This window comes from Nioella sediminis, assembly GCF_001879695.1.
Classification (GTDB): domain Bacteria; phylum Pseudomonadota; class Alphaproteobacteria; order Rhodobacterales; family Rhodobacteraceae; genus Nioella; species Nioella sediminis.
Window position 1 is genome coordinate 26,181 of sequence record NZ_MNBL01000016.1, and the last position, 23,333, is coordinate 49,513.

21 protein-coding genes are annotated in these 23,333 nt (G+C 63.7%); 11 read left to right on the top strand and 10 right to left on the bottom strand.

The features are described 5' to 3' along the window. Position 1: 1 nt before the first annotated feature. Both BKY26_RS01500 and BKY26_RS01505 read right to left on the bottom strand, forming a co-directional pair. Positions 2–1,162 (bottom strand): biopolymer transporter ExbB, encoded by a 1,161-nt coding sequence (locus BKY26_RS01500; protein WP_071688632.1) that lies wholly within the window; start codon positions 1,160–1,162, stop codon positions 2–4. A gap of 154 nt (positions 1,163–1,316) precedes the next feature. Beyond that, complete coding sequence (locus BKY26_RS01505) at positions 1,317–1,859, bottom strand: gamma-glutamylcyclotransferase (protein WP_071688633.1); 543 nt, start codon at positions 1,857–1,859, stop codon at positions 1,317–1,319. Between the two features lie 63 nt (positions 1,860–1,922). On the opposite strand from BKY26_RS01505, the gene BKY26_RS01510 reads away from it, so the two are divergent. From BKY26_RS01510 to BKY26_RS01545, 8 genes are all read left to right on the top strand, one after another. Then, positions 1,923–2,945, top strand: a complete 1,023-nt coding sequence (locus BKY26_RS01510) for a DUF2125 domain-containing protein (RefSeq protein WP_158514290.1) — start codon at positions 1,923–1,925, stop codon at positions 2,943–2,945. A gap of 472 nt (positions 2,946–3,417) precedes the next feature. Further along, the gene (locus BKY26_RS01515; protein WP_071688687.1) at positions 3,418–5,517 is read left to right on the top strand and encodes a hydantoinase/oxoprolinase family protein; all 2,100 of its coding nucleotides are present in this window, start codon (positions 3,418–3,420) and stop codon (positions 5,515–5,517) included. Continuing rightward, positions 5,514–7,163: a hydantoinase B/oxoprolinase family protein gene (locus BKY26_RS01520; RefSeq protein WP_071688635.1), complete on the top strand. Its 1,650-nt coding sequence runs from the start codon at positions 5,514–5,516 to the stop codon at positions 7,161–7,163. Before BKY26_RS01515 ends, BKY26_RS01520 begins: the two co-directional genes overlap by 4 nt. Then, entirely contained in the window at positions 7,160–8,242 is a 1,083-nt protein-coding gene (locus tag BKY26_RS01525) for a pyridoxal phosphate-dependent aminotransferase (RefSeq protein WP_071688636.1), read from the top strand. The genes BKY26_RS01520 and BKY26_RS01525 overlap by 4 nt, the downstream gene beginning before the upstream one ends. Further along, positions 8,239–8,982, top strand: a complete 744-nt coding sequence (locus BKY26_RS01530; RefSeq protein ID WP_071688637.1) for a maleate cis-trans isomerase family protein — start codon at positions 8,239–8,241, stop codon at positions 8,980–8,982. Before BKY26_RS01525 ends, BKY26_RS01530 begins: the two co-directional genes overlap by 4 nt. Beyond that, on the top strand, positions 8,979–10,325 hold the full coding sequence (locus tag BKY26_RS01535; protein ID WP_071688638.1) for an MmgE/PrpD family protein: 1,347 nt from the start codon (positions 8,979–8,981) through the stop codon (positions 10,323–10,325). Before BKY26_RS01530 ends, BKY26_RS01535 begins: the two co-directional genes overlap by 4 nt. Next, the gene (locus BKY26_RS01540; protein WP_071688639.1) at positions 10,318–11,286 is read left to right on the top strand and encodes a D-2-hydroxyacid dehydrogenase; all 969 of its coding nucleotides are present in this window, start codon (positions 10,318–10,320) and stop codon (positions 11,284–11,286) included. The genes BKY26_RS01535 and BKY26_RS01540 overlap by 8 nt, the downstream gene beginning before the upstream one ends. A gap of 10 nt (positions 11,287–11,296) precedes the next feature. After that, positions 11,297–12,190, top strand: a complete 894-nt coding sequence (locus BKY26_RS01545) for a dihydrodipicolinate synthase family protein (RefSeq protein WP_071688640.1) — start codon at positions 11,297–11,299, stop codon at positions 12,188–12,190. Positions 12,191–12,365: 175 nt separating this feature from the next. On the opposite strand, the gene BKY26_RS01550 is transcribed toward BKY26_RS01545, so the two are convergent. The 5 genes from BKY26_RS01550 to hppD all read right to left on the bottom strand — a co-directional run bounded on the left by BKY26_RS01550 (position 12,366) and on the right by hppD (position 17,604). After that, positions 12,366–13,367, bottom strand: coding sequence for an extensin-like domain-containing protein (locus tag BKY26_RS01550; RefSeq protein WP_071688641.1), 1,002 nt, complete (start codon positions 13,365–13,367; stop codon positions 12,366–12,368). Beyond that, a complete protein-coding gene (locus BKY26_RS01555; RefSeq protein ID WP_071688642.1) occupies positions 13,364–14,299 on the bottom strand; it encodes a prephenate/arogenate dehydrogenase family protein in 936 nt (311 codons plus the stop codon). The genes BKY26_RS01550 and BKY26_RS01555 overlap by 4 nt, the downstream gene beginning before the upstream one ends. Continuing rightward, the gene (gene hisC, locus BKY26_RS01560) at positions 14,296–15,378 is read right to left on the bottom strand and encodes a histidinol-phosphate transaminase (protein ID WP_071688643.1); all 1,083 of its coding nucleotides are present in this window, start codon (positions 15,376–15,378) and stop codon (positions 14,296–14,298) included. Before hisC ends, BKY26_RS01555 begins: the two co-directional genes overlap by 4 nt. Positions 15,379–15,679: 301 nt before the next feature. Then, positions 15,680–16,366: a D-lyxose/D-mannose family sugar isomerase gene (locus BKY26_RS01565; protein WP_071688644.1), complete on the bottom strand. Its 687-nt coding sequence runs from the start codon at positions 16,364–16,366 to the stop codon at positions 15,680–15,682. A 125-nt stretch (positions 16,367–16,491) separates the two neighbouring features. Beyond that, positions 16,492–17,604 (bottom strand): 4-hydroxyphenylpyruvate dioxygenase, encoded by a 1,113-nt coding sequence (gene hppD, locus BKY26_RS01570; protein WP_071688645.1) that lies wholly within the window; start codon positions 17,602–17,604, stop codon positions 16,492–16,494. A gap of 141 nt (positions 17,605–17,745) precedes the next feature. Here hppD and BKY26_RS01575 point away from each other — a divergent pair, with 141 nt between their 5' ends. Together BKY26_RS01575 and BKY26_RS01580 are read left to right on the top strand one after the other, a co-directional pair. Further along, a complete protein-coding gene (locus BKY26_RS01575; protein ID WP_071688646.1) occupies positions 17,746–18,201 on the top strand; it encodes an Lrp/AsnC family transcriptional regulator in 456 nt (151 codons plus the stop codon). Positions 18,202–18,272: 71 nt separating this feature from the next. Further along, positions 18,273–20,183 carry a cation:proton antiporter domain-containing protein gene (locus tag BKY26_RS01580; protein ID WP_071688647.1) on the top strand — a complete coding sequence of 637 codons (1,911 nt, stop codon included), beginning with the start codon at positions 18,273–18,275 and terminating at the stop codon, positions 20,181–20,183. Here the strand turns inward: BKY26_RS01580 and cobT are convergent. Next, complete coding sequence (gene cobT / locus BKY26_RS01585) at positions 20,180–21,196, bottom strand: nicotinate-nucleotide--dimethylbenzimidazole phosphoribosyltransferase (RefSeq protein WP_071688648.1); 1,017 nt, start codon at positions 21,194–21,196, stop codon at positions 20,180–20,182. The two genes, BKY26_RS01580 and cobT, sit on opposite strands and share 4 nt — an antisense overlap. Before the next feature lie 89 nt (positions 21,197–21,285). Between cobT and cobS the strand changes: the two genes are divergently transcribed. Next, positions 21,286–22,041, top strand: a complete 756-nt coding sequence (cobS, locus tag BKY26_RS01590; protein WP_071688649.1) for an adenosylcobinamide-GDP ribazoletransferase — start codon at positions 21,286–21,288, stop codon at positions 22,039–22,041. A gap of 142 nt (positions 22,042–22,183) precedes the next feature. Here cobS and BKY26_RS01595 read toward each other — a convergent pair whose 3' ends face one another. Beyond that, positions 22,184–22,696, bottom strand: a complete 513-nt coding sequence (locus BKY26_RS01595) for a CarD family transcriptional regulator (protein WP_071688650.1) — start codon at positions 22,694–22,696, stop codon at positions 22,184–22,186. 281 nt (positions 22,697–22,977) lie between these two features. Then, a complete protein-coding gene (gene fdxA / locus BKY26_RS01600) occupies positions 22,978–23,313 on the bottom strand; it encodes a ferredoxin FdxA (RefSeq protein WP_071688651.1) in 336 nt (111 codons plus the stop codon). Positions 23,314–23,333: the final 20 nt, after the last annotated feature.

Consider the following 23,333-nt stretch of genomic DNA (forward strand, 5'->3'; position numbering starts at 1 on the left):
ATCAGCCCTCCGGGGCCGGGTCTTCGGGGGGCGCACGACGTTGCGGGGCGGGGCGTTGGCGGGGCTGCGAGGCCGAGCGCGTCAGTTCCCGGATCGCGCCGGTCAGCTCGCCGATATCGGCGCGCAGGGCGCCAATCTCTTCCTGCCGCGAACTGCCCATTTCTTCGAAGATCTTCAGCAACTGCACGTCGATGGACCGCAGCCGCATCCGGCTTTCCGCATCAATGCCGCCCTCGCCGGACGTGGCCGACAGCACCTCGGCCAGCCGGTCCTGCGCCGCCGACAGACGTTCGGTCGCGGCAACCTGTCCGGGTCCGAGCCGTTCCGCAAGGTCCGCCAGCACGCCGGTCATCTCGCCAAGCCGTGCCTCGGTTTCCTGATGGCGCGCCTCGGATTGGGTGAAGAGACCCTGCAACGTGTCGATCTGATCGACCATGTGATCCAGCACCGTGGCAATCGCGGCCCGGTCCAGCCCGCCGCCTTCGCCCTCTCCCGATGAAAAACTGACGCGGGTGATCGTGGACAGCCATTCTTCCATTTCGCGGTAGAACCGGTTCTGGCCATGGCCCGCGAACAGTTCCAGCAACCCCACGACCAGCGACCCGGCAAGACCAAGCAACGAGGAGGCGAAGGCCGTACCCATGCCGCCCAGTTGTTCCTCCAGCCCGCCCATCAGGCGTGAAAACACCTCGATCCCGGACTCGTCGGCAGAGGGTTGCAGCGAGCGGATCGTTTCCACCACCGCAGGCACCGTGACCGCAAGCCCGTAGAACGTGCCCAGAAGCCCAAGGAAAATCAGCAGGCTGGTGATGTAGCGCGTGATGTCGCGCGCCTCTTCCATCCGCGCGCCCACGGAATCCAGCACCGAGCGCGACGAGGCGGAGGTCAATTGCAGCCGCGAACCACGTGCCTGAAAGATGCCCGACAGCGCTGCCAGCAGAAGCGGCGGTTTGCCCTGATCCTCACCCGCACCATTGGCGATCCCCTCGATCCAGGAAATCGACGAGAACAATTGCACAACCTGCCAGAAACAGGCCAGAACGCCCGCGAAGAACACAAGCGCGATGGTTCCATTGAGATAGGTATTGGCGGTCACGACCGGCTGGATGCTGCCCCAGACCAGGAAGGTGCCAAAACCGACCAGCCCGCAGATCATCAGCATGATTGCGATCTGGCGGATCGGTTGCGTAAAGCGCGGCGCGTCTGGTCTGCTCGTCACGGTGTTCTGGCCATCCCGTTTTTCTCGAGCACACCCTACCCCGCCCGCAGCAATCTGCCAAGCGTTGCGGGGCCGTCGCGCGTGACGCGGCGCAAGGTCACCCCTGTTTCAGCGCCCGAACCCGGCGCACCAGCCAGTCGAGATCCTCATCCGCCAGATCAAGCTCGGCCAGATGGGCGGCGGTGTTATACAGGTATTCATCATTCGGCCCGCGCCCACCGACCGCATGGGCGATGATCTGCGCCTGCTTTTCAAGGCTCATCCCCGCCACATATTGCTCATGCTCGGGGTCGATCACATAGGTGACGGCCATCGCCTCGCCGCCGCCATGGAAAGTGATCGGCAATTCGCGTTCCAGATAGGCCGAAGAGATCAGCTCCCGCTCCCTAAGATAGTCGATGGTGGCAGGCGCGTTTGCGGCCTCCACCCGGAAGGCCACACCATCGCAATGGGCCCCTTCTGCCGCGTCAAGCGCTAGCACCAGACCGGGGCTTTCCACCGTGCCGCGATGGTGGATCGAGCTCATGCAGAAGGACCGGTGCCAGCCCGGCAGCCGTGCGATCCGGGTCTCGGCCACGTCAAAACCGGGGTTCCAGATCAGCGATCCGTATCCGAACACCCAAAGATCCGCCGTGCTCATGCCAATACCACCTTGTCCTATGGTCACTCGTGCCCGACCCCGTATATGCAGACAGCGGACGGGATGAAACAGGAGAGTCGCGCGATGAAGGTCTGGGCCTGGGTGATCGGCGCACTGGTCATGATCTGGTCGGTCGTGTGGCTGGCCGGGTCCATCGCCACGGAACGACTCGTGACCTATTGGCTGAACGACCGCGAGGCCGCCGGGTGGGCCGTGGCTCATGACGGTGTGCAGACCTCGGGCTATCCGTTCCGCTTCGTCACCACCCTGCCCGGTCTGATGCTGGCCGATCCGTTTAGCGGGTGGGCAGCGGAACTCGACGGGTTCCGCCTGGAACAGGACAGCTACCAGCCGCAGGCGATCCGCGCGATCTGGCCAGCCGAACACACCCTGTCCACCCCCTATGAACGCATCACGATCCGCGCCGGCCAGTTGGAGGCGATGCTGCATGTCCGCCCGCTGGACTATCTGGCGCTGGTGCAATCCGAGACCCGCATCGCGGCGCTGGAGATGGAGAGCGACCTGGGCTGGTCGAGCCGGGTGGATCAGGCCCTGACGATGGTGGTGGAACGCGACGAACCCGGCCACCGCTATGACATCCGCATCGACGCCAGTGGCGTGACCCCGGCAGGCGAGGTTCTGGCGCTGCTCGATCCCGCCGGGCTGCTGCCACAGGAGATCGAGACCGTCCGCTTCGAGGCCGTCATGGGCTTCGCCCGCGCCTGGGACCTGACGGCGCTGGAAAGCAGCCGCCCGGCGATCACCCGCGTGGAACTGGCCGAGCTGCGCGCCGATTGGGGCGACCTGGCGCTGCGCCTGTCGGGTGATCTGGATGTGGATGCCGATGGGCTGCCTACGGGCGATCTGTCGGTCCGGGCGCAGAACTGGCGCGAGATGATCGAGATCGGGGTGAATGCGGGGGCCATACCCGCAGGGTTCCGCGGCACGCTGGAAACCGGGCTTGGCCTGCTGGCGGGCCTGTCAGGGCGCCCCGAAGACCTCGACGCAACACTCAGCTTCTCCAACGGGCAGGTCTATTTCGGGCCGATCCCCCTCGGCCCCGCCCCGCGGTTGGTGTTGCGCTAACCCTCGCAACCAAAGAAACATTTTCACTGCGCTTGATGCTGGAGGTTGGTTCGGCACTCCCATGGGAAGCGGACAAATGTCAGCTGAGAGCCCTCTTTGACAAATGCTGCAGATTGATCGAATGAGTGAAATGCGGTGAAACCGGGCGTAGGTCACGGGATAAATCCCCGAAAAGCGAACACGGAGATGTGAGAAAACTGCTGCCACTTGTAGTTTACACTGCAATCGAGAGTGCTTGCTGGGCAGGTCCACATTTCTGTTGACAGACTGTCCTATGCTCGGGCTTCATTTCTGGAGTAGGAAAGAGCGAGAGCGACCAGATATGGCGCAACGCATGATGGCAAATTTGGGGCGCCGGGCAACCGGCTGTGATCTCGTCGTATGACGTGAAGCTGGCTATTTGTCGATTCGGCAGTTGCTGGACCGGGTATTCACACCTCTTCTGACTTTCCTGCATTTTTGGTTTCTCTTCATGCACAACAAGAACGGGCTACGCCTTGCCGTCGATATTGGTGGCACTTTCACCGATACGGTCCTGGTTGATGGGAAGGGGCATATCCTTGCCACCACCAAAACACCGACCACTCCTGAAAATCCGACCCTTGGGGCGCTTGCGGGCACAAAACATGTGCTGGCCGGGACCGGAGCGGACTGGTCGCGGATCGGTGGCTTCATCCATGGCACCACTCTGGCCACCAATGCTCTTATCGAGCGGCGCGGGGCCAATGTTGCGACGGTGACGAGCGAGGGGTTTCGAGATATTCTCGAGATCGCCTATGAACGCCGCTACAGCCAGTATGATATTAACCTTGTCAAACCTGATCTGATCGTGCCGCGCACGCGCGCCTTTATCATAGGCGGGCGGATGGATGCGCGTGGGCAGGAGCTGCAACCGCTTGATGAGGAGGCCGTTCGCCGGTTGACCGGGGAGCTTGATGCCTGTGGTGCCGAGGCCGTGGCGATCTGCCTGATGCATGCCTATGCCAACCCGGCACATGAACTGAGGCTGCGCGATCTTCTGCTGGCGGCAATGCCCGATCTGGTGATCTCGCTATCGCACGAGGTCAGCCCCGAGGCACGTGAGTTCGACCGGCTCTCAACCACCATCGCCAACGCCTATATCCAGCCTCAGATGGCCAGTTACCTGATCAATTTTCAGGCGCGATTCAGCAACGAAGGCCTGACCTGCCCGATCCTGATGATGACTGCGGGCGGTGGCATGACGACGATGGAAACCGCCGCGCGTCTGCCGATCCGGCTGGTGGAGTCCGGCCCTGCTGGGGGGGCTATTCTGGCCGCGCGCATCGCTGCCGAGACCAGCGAGCGCGAGGTGTTGAGTTTCGATATGGGCGGCACCACGGCCAAGCTGTGTCTGATCGACCGGTTTCGCCCGCAGACCGCACGCAAGTTCGAAATCGCGCGCGCGGCGCGGTTCATCAAGGGCTCTGGCATGCCGGTGCGCATCCCGGTGATCGAGATGATCGAGATCGGCGCGGGCGGCGGATCGATCGCCCATGTGGACCGGTTGGGCCGCCTGCAGGTCGGACCAGAGAGCGCGGGGTCTGAGCCCGGACCCGCCGCCTTTGCCAAGGGCGGAACCGAGCCGACGGTGACCGATGCCGACGTGATGCAGGGGCTGATCGAACCCGGGCGCTTTGCCGAAGGGCGGCTCAGGATCGACATGGATGCGGCGAAAAGGGCGCTTGCCTCGGGCGTTGGGCAGGCGCTGAAGCTTGACGCCGCACAGGCCGCCCATGGGGTCAGCGAGATCGTGGATGAGAACATGGCCGCCGCCGGGCGGATGCATGCTGTGGAATCGGGCAAGGATCTGGGCGCCCGGCTGATGATCGCCTTTGGCGGCAATGGCCCCTTGCACGCCACCCGGGTGGCGCGGCGTGCGCATGTGGACCGCATCCTGATCCCGCGCGATCCCGGGGTCGGCTCGGCGGTGGGGTTCCTGTTCGCGCCGGTCTCGTTTGAAATCATTCGCTCGCGCTATAGTACGCTCGATGCGCTCGACCTCGGCGGGCTCAACGCCTTCTTCAACGCAATGATCGACGAGGCCGAGGCTGTGGTGAGGGCAGGTGCGCCAGAGGGCCTGCTGACCCGGCGACGGCAGGCGTTCATGCGTTATCACGGACAGGGGCACGAGATTGAAATCCCACTGCCTGACCGCGCCTTGGAAGAGGCGGACATTCCCGCCCTGCGCCGAGCCTTCGAGGAGGAATACAGCCGCCAATTCAGCCGCGCTGTGCCGGGCATGAAGATCGAGATCCTGAACTGGACGCTTGAGGTCGCCTCCGAGCCGCCCGCGCTGGAGCATTACGCCAAAACCCGCGTGAAACAGCCTGCGCAACCGTCCGGGCAGCGGCGCATCCTGTGCGATGTCACCGGCAAATGGCGCGAGGCAGAAATCCATGATCGCGCCGCACTCAGGCCCGGCGACCATCTTGACGGCCCCTCCCTGATCATCGAGCCGCAGACCACCACATTCGTCAGCGCGGATTTCTCAGCTCATGTGGATGGCGGCGGCAATATCTGGCTCACACGCAACCGGGAGGGTGACCAATGAGCACCACCGACACCCGCCTGCAGGTCATGTGGAATCGGCTTCTGGCCGTGGTTGAGGAACAGGGCCAGGCGCTGATCCGCGCGGCCTTTTCCCCAATCGTGCGCGAATGCGGGGACATTTCCGCCGGTGTCTTTGACTTGCAGGGCCGGATGCTGGCGCAGGCCGTGACCGGCACGCCGGGCCATATCAACACCATGGCCGAGGCGGTAAAGACCCTGCGCGCCCGGTTTCAGCTTCAAGATATGAAACCGGGCGATATTTACCTGACCAACGATCCATGGATCGCCTCGGGGCACCTGAATGATTTCCTGCTGATGATGCCGGTTTTCTTTAAGGGTCACGTGGTGGGCTTTACCTCCTGCACCTCGCATCTGGTTGATCTGGGCGGGCTTGGCATGGGCCCCGAGGGTGCGGACATCTATGACGAGGGGCTGCTTATCCCGCCCTGCAAGCTGATGAACGAAGGCGCTTTGAACACCCTCCTGATGGAGATCGTCAAGGCCAACTCGCGCGAGCCCATCGCCAACGAAGGCGATATCTATGCGCTGATCGCTTGCTGTGAAACCGGTGCAGAGCGGCTTGCGGGCATGATGGAGGAATTCGGCATCGACCATCTGGATGAACTGGCCGACTATATTATCGACACCTCATATCGCGGGACCGTTGAGGCTATTGCGGAACTGCCCAAGGGGACGTGGCACAATGTGCTGAAGGTGGACGGATATGAGCAGGAGATTGACCTGCACGCGGCCCTGACCATCAGCGAAGATCGCGTTGAACTGGATTTCACCGGCACATCTGGCCTGTCGAACAAGGGCATCAACGTACCGCTCAACTATGCCACCGCTTATTCGGTGTTTGCCCTTCGCTGCATCATCGGGCCGGACATTCCCAACAATGCGGGCTCGCTTGAGCCTTTCCGCGTCACAGGGCCAAAGAACTGTATCCTGAACGCCCAGCCCCCCGCACCGGTGGCCATGCGCCATACGCTGGGGCAGATGACGCCCGATCTGGTCTATGGCTGCCTGTCACAGGTTCTGCCGGATCAGGTGCCTGCCGAGGGCGCATCCTGCATGTACGACCTGCCGTTGCGCCACACGCCCGAAGCGGTTTCGCGTGGCGATGCGCAATTTGCGCTGGAGCTTGTGTTCAGCGGTGGCACCGGCGCGCGGCCCGGTCTGGACGGGCTGTCGGCCACCGCTTTTCCCTCGGGCGTCTGGGGCTCGCAGGTGGAAACCACCGAGGCGGTTGCGCCGGTTCTGATCACCCGGCGCGAGCTAATACCAGACAGCGGCGGGCCCGGACGAACGCGCGGCGGGCTGGGTCAGCATATCGAGATGCGATCCGCCGTGAATGAGGATTTCATGCTGTTTCTTTCGGTCGAACGGATTCTGAACCCTGCGCGCGGGCGTTTCGGCGGGGAGGCTGGTGCGCCGGGGCGTATCCGCATCGGCCATGGCGGATCTAACCTGCCCGGCAAGGGAGAGGTTCGGGTGAAGGCCGGAGAAACGTTGCTTTTTGAGACTCCGGGCGGCGGCGGCTTTGGCGACCCACAAAAACGCAGCCGGGACGAGGTTCGCCGTGATCTGGACGAGGGGTTGATCAGCCGGGAAGCTGCGCGCGATATCTATGGGTTCAAACCATGATCCGTTCCGTAGGGCATATATCCGCAATGTCGCCCTATGCGCTGGCTCAACTGGAGGCGCCAGAGGGAAAGCCCCTGATCTCACTGTCTCAGAACGAAAGCCTGCGCCCGCCCAGCCCTCTTGCGATCGAGGCCGCCGCGGAAGCGATGAAGGCCGGACATCTCTATCCCGATCCGGACTGGAGTGAGCTTCGCGCGGCGCTTTCCGGGCTTCATGGCATCCCTGCCGAAGGCATTCTGTGTGGCTGCGGGTCGATGGAACTGATCTCATGCCTCACGCAAGCCTTTGCAGATGAACAAAACACGGTGCTGGCCCCGGCTTATGCCTACCCGTTTTTCCGAACTGCCGCTCAATTGGCGCGGGCGCGCTACGACACAGCCCCGGAGCAAGACAGATGCGCTTCGGTGGATGCCCTTCTCGCTGCCGTCCGGGACGACACTCGCATCGTCTTTGTCGCCAATCCCGGCAACCCCACCGGCACCCGTATCCCGCGCGCCGAGCTGGTACGCCTGCGAGAAGGTTTGCCGGGTGATATCCTGCTGGTGATCGACGAAGCCTATGGCGAGTTTGCCGATCATCTGGGTGAGCCAATGTTCGATCTGGTCGGATGCGGCGATACGGTGGTTCTGCGCACATTCTCAAAGGCATATGGTCTGGCCGGGATGCGGATTGGCTGGGGCCTGTTCCCGCCTGAAATCGCCCGAGAGGTGCGCAAAGTGATGAACCCCAACAACATCACGACCGCAGGGCAGGCGGCAGCCACCGCGGCGCTCGTGGATCAGGCCTATATGCGAGAGACCTGCCGGGAAACGGCGGCGTTGCGCGACGAGTTCCGCGGACGGTTGGTAAAGGCCGGGCTGGACGTGCCGGAAAGCTTCACCAATTTCATCCTGATCCGGATGAAAAGCGCCGAAGAGGCCCACCGCGCTGACGTGGCCCTTCGCGCCGAAGGCGTGTTTCTGCGTCCGCAGGGCGGCGTCGGGCTTGCCGATTGCCTGCGCGCGACTATCGGCGCCTCGGAGCGACTCGACCTTACGGCCAGTCTTTTGGAACATTGGATGAATGGAGGAAAGACATGACACAGTCACGCGGGCGTGCCCGTTTTGGAATTCTTGTCCCCTTCACCAATACCAATCTCGAACCTGACATGTCGCTGCTGCGCCCCGAAGGGGTATCACTGCATTTCGCCCGCTTGGGGGGGTATGATCAGGACGAGGTCCCCGATGCAGACCAGATGCGTGGGCTGGGTGCGTCCGATCTGGACGAACCCCTGCGTCTTTTGGAGGGCGTCCACCCGGATGTGATCCTGTATGGCTGCACCTCGGCCACGCTTACCCATGGCCCTGCTTTCGACCGGGGGCTTGCTGAGCGGATCAAGGCCGCCAGCGGGGCCAAGACCGTGACGGCGGCAGGGGCTCTGGTAAATGCGCTGAACACTCTGGGGGTGGAGCGGATCGGCTTTGCCTCGCCTTACGTGTCCGCGATCAATGACATGGCTGTTGGATTTCTGGCTGATACCGGAATTGAAACCGTAATGCGCTCTGAAGTGGGCGATGATCTGGACAATTACGGACAGGGCAATCTGGACCCACAGGCGGTGTTCGATCTGGGCTTTGCCGCCAACCATCCCGAGGCCAGAGCGATTGTGCTGTCCTGCACCGACATGCGCAGTGTCGAGATCATTGCCCGTCTGGAACAGGCTGTGGACAAACCAGTCATCACGTCAAATCAAGCGATGGCTTTCCAGGCCATGCAGCTTGCCGGTATCGGCGAAGCCCTGCCGGGATATGGCCAGTTACTGGAAAGGGAACGGCTATGAACTTCGACCGGATCGCCGAATTCGTGCTTGCGGGCCAAGACATGCCGCAAAGCGCGCTTAACATGGCCGCGACGCTGCTGATCGACACGGTTGGCGTGGCGGCGGGGGCAGCGCGCATGGAGGCGGGGCGGATCGCTCGTGATCATGCGTTTGCGTTCCACGGCGCCGGTGCTCCTGAACACGCGGCCCATATGATGTTCGATGGCCGACGCGCCTCGATCCCGGGCGCCGCCTTTGCCGCTGCCACGCAGATCGACAATCTCGATGCCCATGATGGGCTTAATCCGACCAAGGGCCATATCGGCTGCGCCGTTGTACCCACGCTGTTCGCCTTCGCCGAAGCCCGGCCGGAGCTTTCCGCACGCGATGCGCTTTCTGCGCTTGTCATGTCCTATGAGGTCGCGGCCCGGGCTGCGTTGGCCCTTCATGCCACGGTCATCGACTATCACACGTCCGGGGCATGGAATGCACTGGGCGTCGCGGCGCTTGGCTGCCGCCTTATGGGGTCAAGCCCCGATCATCTCCGCCATGCGCTCGGGATCGCCGAGTACCACGGCCCGCGCAGCCAGATGATGCGCGAGATTGCCAACCCGACCATGCTGCACGATGGCTCGGGCATGGGTGCGCTGGTGGGATCAATGGCGGCGCTGATGGCGCAGGACGGGTTTGCAGGCGCGCCTGCAATTACGGTTGAGTCTGACGATGTAACCCGGCACTGGGTCGATTTGGGCGAGCTTTGGACGATTGAACAAAACTATATCAAACCCTACCCGATCTGCCGCTGGGCGCACGCAGCGCTCGATGCTCTGTCCGGTCTGCTTCGCGAGCATGGTTTCCCCGCCGATGACGTGACCCGGATCGAGGTGAACACATTCGCCGAATCCGCCGCGCTGTTTCCCGATATGCCCGCGACCACATCGCAGGCGCAGTATTCCCTGCCTTTCGCGCTTGCCGTGATGTTGGTGCATGGTCGGATCGGGCCAAAAGATATTTCCGGCGCATCGCTGAGCGACCCCAAGTTGGCCGACGTGCTTTCGCGCATCGCGGTGCGCGAGGATGCCCGCCACAGCAAACGCTTTCCCGCCGGGCGGTGGTCCGATGTCAGTGTCACGCTGAAGGACGGCACCCGGCTTGCCTCGGGCGACGTACCGGCGCGCGGCGGACCCGAGGCGCCAATGGCGTTGAGCGAGGTTGAGGCGAAATTCCGCGTGATGGCCGCGGCACTCCCCGAGAATCGCGTCTCGGCGCTATGGGAGATGCGCGAGCGGCTGATGCAGCCGGACGCCAAATTCAGTGAACTGGCGCAGCTTGTCCGCGCAACTGTGGAGGAGACCGATGCCTGACACCCCGCGTATTGTTTTGCATAACAGCGATACGGCACCGCTTGCCCGATGGTTGCGCGCCGCGTTCCCGCAGGCGGAATATCGTGAATGCAACAGTTATGAAACGCTTCCCGCCCTGATCGACAGCTACCGGCCCGAAATTGTCTACTCGGTGCGATTCGCGGGCACGCCGGGCTTTCCGCGCGACGCGCTGTTTGGCGCGGGCGGCCCGCGCTGGGTCGCCAATGGCGGGGCGGGAACTGACCATTTCGGCCAATGGAACCCTCGGAAGACCACTGTCACCAATGCAGCGGGCGTGGCCGCTGGGATGATGGCGGAATACATCTTCGGCGGATTTTTGCATTTCACGCTGGATATCCCGGGCCTGCAACAGGACAAGGCCGCGCGGGTCTGGAACGGCCGCACGGTCAGGCCGCTCGCAGGCAAGACGCTTCTGATTGTTGGGTTGGGTCATACCGGTCAGGCGGTGGCGGCGCGCGCTAGGGCCTTCGGTATGAAGGTTCTGGGGACCCGCGCCCGGCCAGAGCCGATGGAACATGTCGATGAGGTGCACGCAGCGGATGATCTGCCGGGCCTTTTGGCACGCGCGGATTTCATCGCGGTCTCGACTCCGCTTATCCCGACCACACGCGGCCTGATCGGCACGCAAGAGATTGCCACGATGAAGCCCGGCGTGATCCTCGCGGATGTCTCACGCGGTGGCGTGGTGGATCAGACCGCCCTGCACGCAGCACTGAAAGCCGGGCATGTGGCTGCGGCGGTTCTGGACGTGTTCGAAACCGAACCCCTTCCCGAAACAAGCCCGCTCTGGGCGCATGAGAACGTGATAATCTCGCCGCATTGCTCATCGGTATTTGCCGAATGGGAGAATGCCTCGTTCGACCTCTTCATACAGAACCTTGTCCGCTGGATACGCGGCGAGGGGTTGGTCAATATCGTGAACCCGGCCCGTGGGTATTGAAGGAACCGCCATGACGAACCGCCTGACAGGGGTGGTGACCCCGCTGCTCACACCCTATGAGGATGACCTGAGCATCGCCGAAAGCCTCTATCTGGACCATGCCGCGTTCTGTCTGGAGGGTGGCGCACATTACCTTTCGCCCTTCGGGACCACCGGCGAAGCGACGTCGAACACCATGAACGAGCGCATGGGCGTGCTCGAGCGCCTTGTCACGTCTGGCACGGCGCGGCCCGGGCAGCTTATGCCGGGCACCGGGCTGTGCAATCTCGAGGATACCGTCACGCTCACCCGCCACGCGTCGGAACTGGGCTGCGCCGCTGCGATGGTGCTGCCGCCGTTTTTCTACCAGCCTAGCGATGACGGGCTGTATCGCTACTATGCCCAGTTGATCGAAACTCTGGGGGACAAGGCCCCGAGGATCATCCTCTATAATATCCCGCAGAATACGGGTGTTCCGATATCCCCCACCCTGTCTGCCCGCCTAAACGAAGCCTTTCCAGAACATGTTGTCGCTTACAAAGACAGCTCGGGGGATTGGGACAATACCGCCTCCGTGATCAAAGCGGCGCCAGGCCTGTGGGTCTTTCCCGCCTCTGAAATCCTGCTGGCCGAGGCAATGGCGCTTGGCGCTGGCGGTTGCATTTCGGCAAGCTGCAATTCGAACATCACCGCTATCCGGGCCATGTATGAAGCCGTGCGGGATGGAGACCAAGGCGAAGTAGACACGCTGCAACAGGGATTGGAAATCCACCGCAATGCAGCACAGGAGGAAGGGTTGATCGGTGGATTAAAGAGCTTGGTAGCCCACCTGTCAAACGACCAGCGCTGGCTCAACCTACGCCCACCGCATATTAACGCCGACCCGGCTGCCGGACCGAGACTGGCCACCACACTTCCGCACTAACCGTAGAAGCTCCCAAAAGGGCCAATGCGATGTCCGAAATGGGCAAACGATACCCGACATTTATCCATTCCAGCTAGGTGGCAGCTATGTCCGCACTGCTGCCCCTCGCGCCACTGATCGAGCAGCTGCGTGCGACTCGAATGTGCTCTGGGAACAGGGTCTAAGCTGCCAAACGCTACCGGCAATAGGCACCATTGCGGTAAGCGGCGACGTCGAAATGGAAATGGTCGCGGTGATAACGGTCCGCCCCCGGCCCCAGAACCGTGCCGAAGGTTCCGCAGGCAGCCTCGTGCAACTGCCTGAGGATGCGACCCTCTCGCCCGCCGTCCCAGTCGTCCAGCACCGAGATCTCGGACCCGTCCACCAGGCCGATCCCGGCGATATCAATGGCGTTTCCGGTGGCATGTTCCGACAGCCGCGCACCGGGCTGGTTGTTGCGCGTCCGGCAGGAATAGGAGGCGACAACGCGCAGCGACGCCACCCCGCCCCCATAGCGCCCCACTGTGGGGATGACCGCGTCGTTCAGCCACTCCTGCACCGCCACAGCCGTATCGCAGTTGATCGTGGCTGGCTGCGCCAGGGTGATACCGTCGATCTCGCGCACCCTTACGGGTTCCGCAATGCCACAGCCGTTGATCCGCCCCGGAATCCGCTCCAGCCGGTCCCCGATGATACCGCGTTGCCCGCAGAGCGCCCCGCGCAGGCCCGGCTGCGTCACCCGCCCCGGCGTGCCCCGCGTTTCCGCCGCGCGAATGGCTGCCGCCAGCCCCGCAGGCCGTTCCACGGGGCGCAAGGACACGCGCACCGCCGTCACACCCGGCGGGTTGAGCCGGTTTTGCCCCGTCAGAAGCGCCAGCAACCCGCGCGGCGGCCCCCTCTCTTCGGTCTCTTCCGGGGGCAGTTCTGCCACGATGGTCTGATCCGGGCGGATCTCCGTCACCTGCTCGGCCCGTCCGGGCCTGTAGATCGGCCGCAGGGACGCCGACGGCGCCAGATCGGTGGCCCGGATCGTCACCACAAGCGGATCGGAGGGGCCAACCACCCGGTCGGCCGGGCTTTGCGGTGCCGGGGTAGAGACAGGGCGCGGCAAGGGCCGCAGGGATTGCGCGGGCGCATAGGCCAGGGCTGGCAGGGCAAAGCCCAGTGCCGCCACCAATGCCGCCCGCGCCAGCCTCATCCCGCATCCCCGCCCTTGCGCGGCTTGACCCGGCCAAAGTCGGGCGCGTCGGTATCCTGACCGGCCTCGATAATGCCGCGCCGGATCGCCCGCGTGCGGGTGAAATAATCATGCAGCGCATCGCCATCCCCCATGCGGATCGCCCGTTGCAGCACGAAGAGCTCCTCTGTGAAGCGGCCAAGGATATCCAGCACCGCCTCCTTGTTGGTCAGGAACACATCGCGCCACATGGTCGGGTCGCTGGCGGCAATCCGGGTGAAGTCGCGGAAACCGGCGGCGGAATACTTGATGACCTCGCTTTCGGTCACGCGCCGCAGGTGATCGGCGACGCCCACCATCGTGTAGGCGATAAGGTGCGGGGTATGCGAGGTCACCGCCAGCACGAGGTCATGATGCTCGGCGTCCATTTCCTCGACATTTGCCCCCATGCCTTCCCATAGCGCGCGCAGCTTCGCCACCGCCTCCGGGTCGCTGCCCTCGGCCGGGGTCAGCAGGGTGTAGCGGTTCTCGAACAGTTCCGCGAAGCCAGAGCGGGGGCCGGAATGCTCCGTCCCGGCCAGCGGGTGGCCGGGGATGAAATGTACGCCCTCGGGCAGATGCGGGCCAACGCTGTCGATCACGTCCTTCTTCACCGATCCCACATCGGTAATCGTCGTGCCCGGGGCCAGATGCGGCGCCATCGATTCGGCCACGCGGCCCATTGCACCCACGGGCACCGCCAGAACCACCAGATCGGCGCCTTCCACGGCCTCGGAAGCGCTGTCCACGACCCTATCACAGAGTCCGATTTCCCTTGCCACGTCGCGCGTTTCCGCCGACCGCGCGGTGCCCACGATCTCACCGGCCAACCCGTCGCGCCGCATGGCGTGGGCCATCGAGCCGGCAATAAGTCCTAGGCCGATCAGCGCCACCTTCTGGTAAATCACGCTCATGCCGTGCCTCCGAAATCCGCCATCGCATCCAGAACGCGGGTGACATCCGCCTCGGACCCGACCGTGATGCGGATGCAGTCGGGCAGGCCATAGCCCGCCACCAGCCGCACGATGATGCCCTTCGATTTCAGATGCGCGTCGGCGGCCTGTGCCGTTGCCGCATCCCCCATCCGGCAGAGGATGAAATTGCCCTCGGACGGATCGGAGGGGTAGCCAAGCGCCGCCATGCCCTCCGCCAGCCGCTTGCGCTGTGCGCTGTTCACGGCCCGGCAATGATCCACATATCCGGTATCGCGCACCGCAGCCTCGGCCCCCGCCAGCGCCAGCGTAGACAGGTTGAACGGCCCGCGAACCCGGTTCAACACGTCGATCACGGCGCGGGGGGCATAACCCCAACCGACCCGCAGCCCGCCAAGCCCATAGATCTTGGAAAAGGTCCGGGTCATCACGACGTTGTCGCGCGCATCCACAAGGCCCGCGCCGCCATCGAACCCATCCACATATTCCGCATAGGCCCCGTCCAGAACCAGCAGGCAGTTCTCGGGCAAGCCCGCCGCCAGTCGCGCCACCTCGTTTCCGCCGATCATGGTGCCGGTGGGATTGTTGGGGTTGGCGATGAAGACAAGCCGCGTGCGGCTGGTCACCTTGTCAAGAATCGCGTCGACATCGACCGTCCGCTCCCGTTCCGGCGCGACCACGGGCGTTGCCCCCGCCGCAAGGGCGGAGATCTTGTACATGAGGAACCCGTGTTCCGTATAAAGCACCTCGTCGTCCGGCCCCGCATAGGCCTGGCACAGGAAGGTGATGATCTCGTCCGAGCCGACACCGCAGATGATCCGGTCGGGGTCCAGCCCATGCACCTCGCCAATGGCGTTTCGCAACGCGGCATGATCGGTGGACGGGTAAAGATGCATCGCCCCCGCCGCAGCCTGAACCGCCTCCACGGCCTTCGGCCCCGGCCCGAACGGGTTCTCGTTCGAGCTGAGCTTCAGCGGCTTTTCCTGCCCCGCGATGGAGGCCCCCCCGCCCTGGTAGAGCGCGATCTCCATAATGCCGGGTTGCGGGCGGATCTGGGTCATGTTTCGGAACCTTCTGGTAACCTGTCCGGCGCGTTTTAGCGGCCCCACCCGCCCTTGGGAAGCCGCGCCCGACACTCCGGCGGCAATCAGTCTGCGACATCAATGCTTTCGTTAAGGTTAACAGGCGCTCCACCCCGAAACACCCTCACCCTTTCATCTTGGCCAAAATACCTCGGGGGAGCCGCCGAAAGGCGGCGGGGGCAGCGCCCGCATCCCCGGTCGAAACCTGCCGCGGCCTCGAACGCGGCCCGTCAGGGCCGCGCGGGTCGACGTGCCGAAGGCACGGCGAAATCCCTCCAGATCATCCCAACCAGCGCCCGTAATCCGACACCAGCAGATGCGTCGGCGCAACATCCTCTTCGATCTCTGCAAACCGCCCGATCGGATCGCGGAACCAGTTATCCGCCTCGTCGTCATTCACGGTGGACACCTCGCCGATCAGCACATCGCCGCCCTCGCCCCAGAACGCGTGCCAGTCGCCGGGCACCAGCGTGATGCTTTCACCCGGCTGAAACAGCAGCACCTCTCCGGGCGCATAGTCCCGCGCGATCCCGTCGCACAGAACCGTGCCGCCCGCCCTCTCGTCGAGACTGCCATCCGGGGCCGAGCCAAAAAGCTCGATCGCCATGACTGCCCCGCCCCGGTTGATGATATCTTCCGCCTTCAGGTAATGCCGGTGCATGGGGCTCAGCTGATCCTTGCGGGAAATCAGCAGTTTCTCGGCATAGCACATGCCGCCGCCCCGCTTCAGATCCACCTGCCGTCCGTTCCTGAGCGTAAACAGAAACAGCCCCATATCCTCGAACCGGCCCGCGCCGTAATCGGTGATGTCCCAGCCCATTCGGCCCTCGATCAGCCGCGAAATCTCCCCCCGGCGCGCCTTCATCTCTTCGGGGGTCCAATAGGCGAAAGGGGGCAGGGCAAAGCCGAAGGACCGGATGAAGGCATCTGCCTCGGCCATGATGTCGTTGATCTCGGAGCGTTTCACTTGAGGGGCCTCCTGTCCGCTAACTGCGTCCCCTTCTGCCCTCCGAAACCTGTTCCGGCAAATGAAAACCCCCGCCCGGATCACCGGACGGGGGCCCTCCCCGGGTCTTTGACGCGTCGCCCTGATCAGGCCGCGTCACCCTTTTCTTCCTCCGTGAACAGCCCGCGTTCGATCTGTTCGGCCTCGATCGATTCAAACAGCGCCTTGAAGTTGCCCTCGCCGAACCCGTCATCGCCCTTGCGCTGGATGAACTCGAAGAAGATCGGCCCGATCACGGTCTTGGAGAAGATCTGCAACAGGATCTTCGTTTCCCCCCCATCGACCACGCCTTCGCCGTCGATCAGGATGCCGTGCTTCATCATCTTCTCTTTCGGCTCGTCATGGCCTTTCACACGATCATAAGACAGGTCGTAATAGGCCTCGTTCGGGCCGGGCATGAAACGGATACCGGCATTCGAAATCAGGTCGGTCGAGGCATAGATATTCTCGGTCCCCACGGCGATGTGCTGAATGCCCTCGCCCTTGTAGCGCTTGAGATATTCGACAATCTGCCCCTTCTCGCCCCGGTCCTCGTTGATCGGAATGCGGATGCGCCCGCAGGGTGAGGTCAGCGCGCGGGAATAAAGCCCGGTGAACTTGCCCTCGATATCGAAGAAGCGGATTTCCTTGAAGTTGAACAGGTCGCCATAGAAGTTGAACCAGACGTCCATGTTGCCCTTGTGGACATTGTGGGTCAGGTGATCGAGGTAGTAGAAGCCTGCCCCCTGCGGATGGGCGCTGCTGATCCAGTCGAATTCCTCGTTATAGGGCGAGGTATCGAAATACCGGTCGGTGAAATAGATCAGGCTGCCGCCGATCCCCTTGATCGCGGGCCAGTCGAGCGTCTTGTCCGCGCCCTCATAGGGTTCCGCGCCCTTGGAAATCGCATGCTCATAGGCGTGCTGCGCATCGACGACGCGCCAGGCCATGGCGGGGGCACAGGGGCCATGCTCCTCGACGAACGTGGCGGCAAAACTGCCCGGCTCGGCGTTCAGGATGTAGGAAATATCGCCCTGCTGCCACAGTTCTACCGCCTTGGTCTTGTGGTTGGCGGTGTGAACGAACCCCATCTTGGCGAAGAGATCGCGAAGCTGTTGCGGATCGGGATGGGCGAATTCAACGAATTCGAACCCGTCGGTTCCGGCGGGGTTCTCTTTGGAAATGGTGGCGCGGGGGGCGTCATGCGGGAACGGGCCCATGGGCGTTTCCTCCTGTCTGGTGTTCGCTTGGGTCAAATTTACCGCATACACCCCGCATGAAATGCGCGAACTTCATTGCCATTGCTGATTTCTGCGCGATGAACTAGCGTAATTTTTGAATATCACGCGAGATAAACGCATATGATCGACGACATCGACCGCCGCCTGTTGAAGGCGATTCAGCACAATGCGGGGCTGACCGCGCAGGAATTGGGCGACCGGCTGAACCTGTCGGCCAGCCAGGCAGGCCGCCGCCGCCAGCGGCTGGAACAGGCGGGCATTGTCACCGGGTCCCGCGCCGTGGTCTCGCCCGAGGCGCTCGGCCTTACCGTTCAGGCCTTCGTGCAGGTCCAGATGGCCACCCATGATCCCGCGCAGGTCCGCGCCTTCACCCGGATCGTCGATACGCGGCCCGAAATCATCTCGGCCTGGACCCTGACGGGCGAGGCTGATTACCTGCTCAGGGTCTACTGCACCGATCTGGGCGCGTTGCACCGGCTGATTCACGAGGTCATCCTGCCCACCCCCGCCGTCGCGCGGGTGCAAAGCCAGATCGTCATGGACCAGCAGAAACCCGACGCGCCGCTGCCCACCTGACAGCCTGTCCTGTTGCCAAACCTCCGCAGACCCGCGATGCTGCACCTGCGAACACGTCAGGACTGCTACACATGGATTCCATCCTTTTCGAGGCCACGCTCTACCTCGCCGCGATGGTGATCGCGGTGCCGCTTTCGGTGCGGCTCGGGCTTGGGTCCGTGTTGGGCTATCTCATCGCCGGCATCGCGCTGGCCCCCATTCTCTATCAGGTTGGGGCCGATCCGCACGGGCTGCAACATGTGGCGGAGTTCGGCGTTGTCATGATGCTGTTCCTGATCGGGCTGGAGCTGAACCCCAAGGGCCTGTGGGAAATGCGCGACAAGCTGGTGGGGCTTGGCGGCGCACAGATCGGCCTGTCTACGGCGGTTCTTGGGGGCGGGGCCTTCATCCTCGGCCTGCCCTGGCAACAGGCGCTGGCCGTGGGGCTGATCTTCGCGCTGTCGTCAACCGCGATCGTCCTGCAAACCCTGACCGAAAAGAAACTGCTGCGCACCGGTGGCGGGCGATCCGCCTTCTCGGTCCTGCTGACGCAGGATATCGCCGTCATCCCGATGCTGGCGCTCTTGCCGCTGCTTGCCACCATACCTGCCGCCCAGTTTTCCCCCGATGGCTCGATCCAGCGCCCCGGCATGGAGGCCGCCGCCGAGACCGGTATGTCGCTGGTCGAGGGCCTGCCCGCCTGGGGCGTGACGCTGATCACCATCGCCGCCGTTGCCGCCGTCATTGTCGGGGGGCGCTTCCTGACACGGCCGTTGTTTCAGTTCATCCACATGGCGCGGCTGCGCGAGATGTACACCGCCGTGGCGCTGGTCATCGTCGTGGGCATCGCCTTCCTGATGCTGCTGGTCGGCCTCTCCCCCGCGCTTGGGGCCTTCATCGCGGGCGTGGTGCTGGCCAATTCCGAGTTCAAGCACGAGCTTGAGGCGAATATCGAGCCCTTCAAGGGCCTGCTTCTGGGGCTTTTCTTCATCACCGTGGGCGCAGGCATTCATTTCGATGTGCTCTGGACGCATCTTTTCACGATCATTGGCCTGACGCTGGCGGTGATGATCTCCAAGGGGCTCATCCTGTACGGGATCGGCCTTGCAGCGGGCCTGCGGGGCCGCGACCAATGGCTGTTCACCCTCAGCCTGGCGCAGGCGGGCGAGTTCGGCTTCGTGCTGATCTCCTACGCGGTCGGCAGTCACGTTCTGCCCAATCACATCTCTGAAATCCTGCTGCTGGTCGTCGCCCTGTCGATGCTGCTGACGCCACTTTTCTTCATCCTCTACGAGCTCCTGTCAAAGCTGGTGAAAGACACCGCCGAGGAAGGCCCCGCCCACGATGAGATCGACAACCCCGAAAGCATCATCATCGCAGGTACAGGCCGCTTCGGGCAGGTGGTCAACCGGATGCTGCAATTGTCGGGCTTCAAGACCGTGGTGCTGGACGCGGACCTCGCCACGATCCAGCTTTTGCGCCGCTTTGGCATTCACGGCTATTTCGGCGACCCTACGCGGCCCGAACTGCTGCATGCGGCGGGGCTCGACCATGCCAAGGTGCTGGTCGTGGCCATGGACGGCAAGGAGGACGTGCTGAAACTAGTGCGCTACGCCCGCCGCCGCCGCCCCGATATCCACATCGTCGCCCGCGCCTATGATCGGGTGCACACCTATGAACTCTACCAAGCGGGCGCCAATGACATCGTGCGCGAGATGTTCGACAGCTCGCTGCGCGCCGGGCGCTACGTGCTGGAAAACATGGGGCTGTCGGAATACGAGGCGCATGAGATGGAAATGGCCTTCTACCGCCACGACCGTCACGTGCTGCGCGAACTGGCAGAGCTCTGGCAGCCCGGCGTTCCGCTGGCCGAGAATGACGCCTATGTGGCCCGCTCGCGCGAGTTGAACGCCAATCTGGAAACCGCCATCGCCACGCATCTGGACGAGGCCGAGCTGCCAGAGCCGGTCGAGGACGAAGAGTCCTCGCGCGACGGCGTTTAGCCGTCCGACACACCGGCCTCTGCAAAGGTCGCCATGCCGGAATGACAGGCAATCGCGCCTTTCAGCACGTTGATCGCCAGCGCCGCGCCCGACCCTTCGCCAAGCCGCATGTTCAGCGCCAAGAGCGGCTCTTTGCCAAGCCGTTTCAGAACCGCGCCATGGGCGGTTTCCGCCGACAGATGCCCCGCCACCGCGTGATCCAGCGCACCCGGCACGGCCTGCGCCAGAGTGGCCGCTGCCGCCGTGCAGATGAACCCGTCGAGGATGACCGGAACGCGCAAGACCCGCGCGCGGGCAATCGCGCCCGCCATCGCCGCAAGCTCCCGCCCGCCAAGGCAGCGCAACGCCTCCAGCGCATCCTCGCCCGCCTGCGGGTTCGCCGCCAGCCCCTCGGCCACGACCTGCGCCTTCAGCGCCAGGCCCGCGTCATCGACGCCCGTGCCCCGGCCCGTCCAGTCGGCGGCCTCCCCGCCAAAGAGCGCCAGCGCGATGGCGGCGGCAGAGGTCGTGTTGCCAATGCCCATCTCGCCGGTGACCAGCAGGTCGGCCTTGGGATCGACCGCATTCCAGCCAGTCGCCAGTGCCACCAGAACCTCCGCCTCGCTCATCGCCGGGCCGGTCGAGAAATCCGCCGTGGGCCGGTCCAGATCCAGCGCATGGACCTGCATGGACGCCCCCGCCGCCTTCGACAGCTGGTTGATCGCGGCACCGCCCGCCTCGAAATTGGCGACCATCTGCACCGTGACCTCCGCCGGAAAGGCCGAGACACCGCGCGCCGTCACCCCATGGTTGCCCGCGAAGATCAACACCTGCGGGGCATTGAGCGACGGCCGCGCATCGCCGCGCCAACCCGCATACCAGATCGCCAGATCCTCCAGCCGACCGAGCGCCCCCGGCGGCTTGGTCAGCTGCCCGTTGCGGTCCTGTGCACCCGAAATGGCAGCGCTGTCCGGGCCGGGGGCCTCCGCCAGAAGGGCACGGAACTCGGCAAGGCTGGTGAAGGGCGTGGTCATCGGCGTCGGTCTCTCTGTCATTGCCAAAGGGGCGTTTGGGCGGATATGCCGGATTGTCCATTGGAATGCGACCGAAAGGATCCGGGATCATGGCCCCGCGCGACATTCTGCAACAGATTACCGGCGATCTGCGCCTGTCCCTCGGGTTGCTGACCCGATTGCCCCTGCCGGGTGAGCCCGACCTGACCCGTGGCGCGGCGGCGGCCTGGGCCTGGCCGCTGGCGGGACTGGCCCCTGCCCTGCTGGCCGGTCTTGCGATCTGGCTGACCTCGGGTCTCGGGGCCGGGCTGTCGGCAGCCCTGGCGCTTGCGGTCATGGCGATGGTCACCGGCGCGATGCATGAGGACGGGCTGGCCGACACGGCAGACGGGCTCTGGGGCGGCTGGACGGTGGAGCGGCGGCTGGAGATCATGAAGGACAGCCATATCGGCACCTACGGGGTGCTGGCGCTGATCCTGTCGGTATTGGCGCGCTGGTCGCTGCTGGCCGGGCTGATTGCGGCAGGGCAGGCTTTGCCGGCGTTGATGGCGGCCGCGCTGCTGTCACGTGTGCCGATGGTGGCGCTGATGGCCTGGATGCCACCCGCCCGCGAGGGCGGATTGTCTCGGGCGGTGGGACGGCCCCCTCTGGAGGCCGCAGCGATCGGCGCAGGCGTGGCGCTATTGCTGGCCTTGATCCTGACCGGGGGGGCCGCGATCTGGGCGGCGCTGGCAGTGTCGCTCGTGGCGCTCGGCATCGGTGCGCTGGCACGGGCCAAGATCGGCGGGCAGACCGGCGATATCCTGGGGGCAAGCCAACAGCTTGCCGAAATCGCGGCGCTCGCCATTCTGGCCACAACGCTTTGATCCAGGCGACAAGGCGCTTGCAAGCGCCTTTGGGGAAGCGGTTTCGAAACCGCTTTCAAGGGCCTTCGAAGGCCCTTCCCCGCCCAGAAAAAACCCCGCCGCAAAATGCAACGGGGTCAATCTCTTCAACCGAAGGGACGGATCAGGCGGCGCGGGCGGTCAGCACCTCATCGACGCGCTTCTGCGCCCCGGCCTCATCCATGCCGTTCACGGCAGCCAATTCGCGGGTAAGACGCTCCAGCGCCGCCTCATAAAGCTGACGCTCGGAATAGGACTGTTCGCGCTGATCATCGGCACGGTGCAGGTCGCGGACCACCTCGGCGATCGAAATCAGGTCGCCCGAATTGATCTTCTGTTCATATTCCTGCGCCCGGCGCGACCACATGGCGCGCTTCACCCGGGCCTTGCCCTTGAGCGTATCCATGGCCTTCTTCACCACATCGGGGCTGGACAGCGAGCGCATCCCGACCTCGGTGGCTTTTGCCGTTGGCACCCGCAGGGTCATCTTGTCCTTCTCGAAGGAAATCACGAAAAGCTCGAGCGACAGCCCGGCGATTTCCTGTTCCTCGATGGACACGATCTGCCCGACCCCATGCGCGGGGTAGACGACATAGTCGTTCGGGCGAAAGTCCTGCGATTTGCGCGATTTGCTCATATGGTTTTCCTTTTACAACCCGGTCACGGGCGACAAAAACACCGCGAGGAAAGCGGGACTTTCCACTACGGGCTGTCATTCTTTGATTTCATGCGCGGTGTGGCACGACCGCGTCTTGTGCGTTCACGAGACATCCTTTGTAACAGGAATATAGCACAAAATTCGACCATTTCAAAGATTCGCAATGCAACTATCGCCAAAAGCCCTGTTTTCACAGGGTTTTGCCGCAGTGCAACATCACATTTGGCACCAGCAACGCCGCCGGCGCCGGGGCGAATCGGTCAGCCGCCCTCGCCCGGGGCTTCCGACAGAAGCGGCAGCTTGCCGTCCTTGCCGTCAAATTCCTCTGCCGTCGGCAGCGGATCCTTCTTGGAAACAATAACCGGCCACATCTCGGAATATTTCCGGTTCAGCTCCACCCATTTTTCCATGTCCGGCTCGGTATCGGGCCGAATCGCATCCGCCGGACATTCCGGTTCGCAGACGCCGCAATCGATGCATTCATCGGGATGAATGACGAGGAAGTTCTCCCCCTCGTAGAAGCAATCCACCGGGCATACCTCGACGCAGTCGGTGTATTTGCAGTTGATGCAGTTTTCGATCACGGCGTAGGTCATGGCACTTCCGTTCAGCAACT

Excerpts from the sequence above, each read along its gene's own strand:
- BKY26_RS01500 (WP_071688632.1), bottom strand. The coding sequence starts at position 1,162 with ATGCTGATGATCTGCGGGCTGGTCGGTTTTGGCACCTTCCTGGTCTGG.
- BKY26_RS01505 (WP_071688633.1), bottom strand. The coding sequence starts at position 1,859 with ATGAGCACGGCGGATCTTTGGGTGTTCGGATACGGATCGCTGATCTGG.
- BKY26_RS01510 (WP_158514290.1), top strand. The coding sequence starts at position 1,923 with ATGAAACAGGAGAGTCGCGCGATGAAGGTCTGGGCCTGGGTGATCGGC.
- BKY26_RS01515 (WP_071688687.1), top strand. The coding sequence starts at position 3,418 with ATGCACAACAAGAACGGGCTACGCCTTGCCGTCGATATTGGTGGCACT.
- BKY26_RS01520 (WP_071688635.1), top strand. The coding sequence starts at position 5,514 with ATGAGCACCACCGACACCCGCCTGCAGGTCATGTGGAATCGGCTTCTG.
- BKY26_RS01525 (WP_071688636.1), top strand. The coding sequence starts at position 7,160 with ATGATCCGTTCCGTAGGGCATATATCCGCAATGTCGCCCTATGCGCTG.
- BKY26_RS01530 (WP_071688637.1), top strand. The coding sequence starts at position 8,239 with ATGACACAGTCACGCGGGCGTGCCCGTTTTGGAATTCTTGTCCCCTTC.
- BKY26_RS01535 (WP_071688638.1), top strand. The coding sequence starts at position 8,979 with ATGAACTTCGACCGGATCGCCGAATTCGTGCTTGCGGGCCAAGACATG.
- BKY26_RS01540 (WP_071688639.1), top strand. The coding sequence starts at position 10,318 with ATGCCTGACACCCCGCGTATTGTTTTGCATAACAGCGATACGGCACCG.
- BKY26_RS01545 (WP_071688640.1), top strand. The coding sequence starts at position 11,297 with ATGACGAACCGCCTGACAGGGGTGGTGACCCCGCTGCTCACACCCTAT.
- BKY26_RS01550 (WP_071688641.1), bottom strand. The coding sequence starts at position 13,367 with ATGAGGCTGGCGCGGGCGGCATTGGTGGCGGCACTGGGCTTTGCCCTG.
- BKY26_RS01555 (WP_071688642.1), bottom strand. The coding sequence starts at position 14,299 with ATGAGCGTGATTTACCAGAAGGTGGCGCTGATCGGCCTAGGACTTATT.
- hisC (WP_071688643.1), bottom strand. The coding sequence starts at position 15,378 with ATGACCCAGATCCGCCCGCAACCCGGCATTATGGAGATCGCGCTCTAC.
- hppD (WP_071688645.1), bottom strand. The coding sequence starts at position 17,604 with ATGGGCCCGTTCCCGCATGACGCCCCCCGCGCCACCATTTCCAAAGAG.
- BKY26_RS01575 (WP_071688646.1), top strand. The coding sequence starts at position 17,746 with ATGATCGACGACATCGACCGCCGCCTGTTGAAGGCGATTCAGCACAAT.
- BKY26_RS01580 (WP_071688647.1), top strand. The coding sequence starts at position 18,273 with ATGGATTCCATCCTTTTCGAGGCCACGCTCTACCTCGCCGCGATGGTG.
- cobT (WP_071688648.1), bottom strand. The coding sequence starts at position 21,196 with ATGACCACGCCCTTCACCAGCCTTGCCGAGTTCCGTGCCCTTCTGGCG.
- cobS (WP_071688649.1), top strand. The coding sequence starts at position 21,286 with ATGGCCCCGCGCGACATTCTGCAACAGATTACCGGCGATCTGCGCCTG.
- BKY26_RS01595 (WP_071688650.1), bottom strand. The coding sequence starts at position 22,696 with ATGAGCAAATCGCGCAAATCGCAGGACTTTCGCCCGAACGACTATGTC.
- fdxA (WP_071688651.1), bottom strand. The coding sequence starts at position 23,313 with ATGACCTACGCCGTGATCGAAAACTGCATCAACTGCAAATACACCGAC.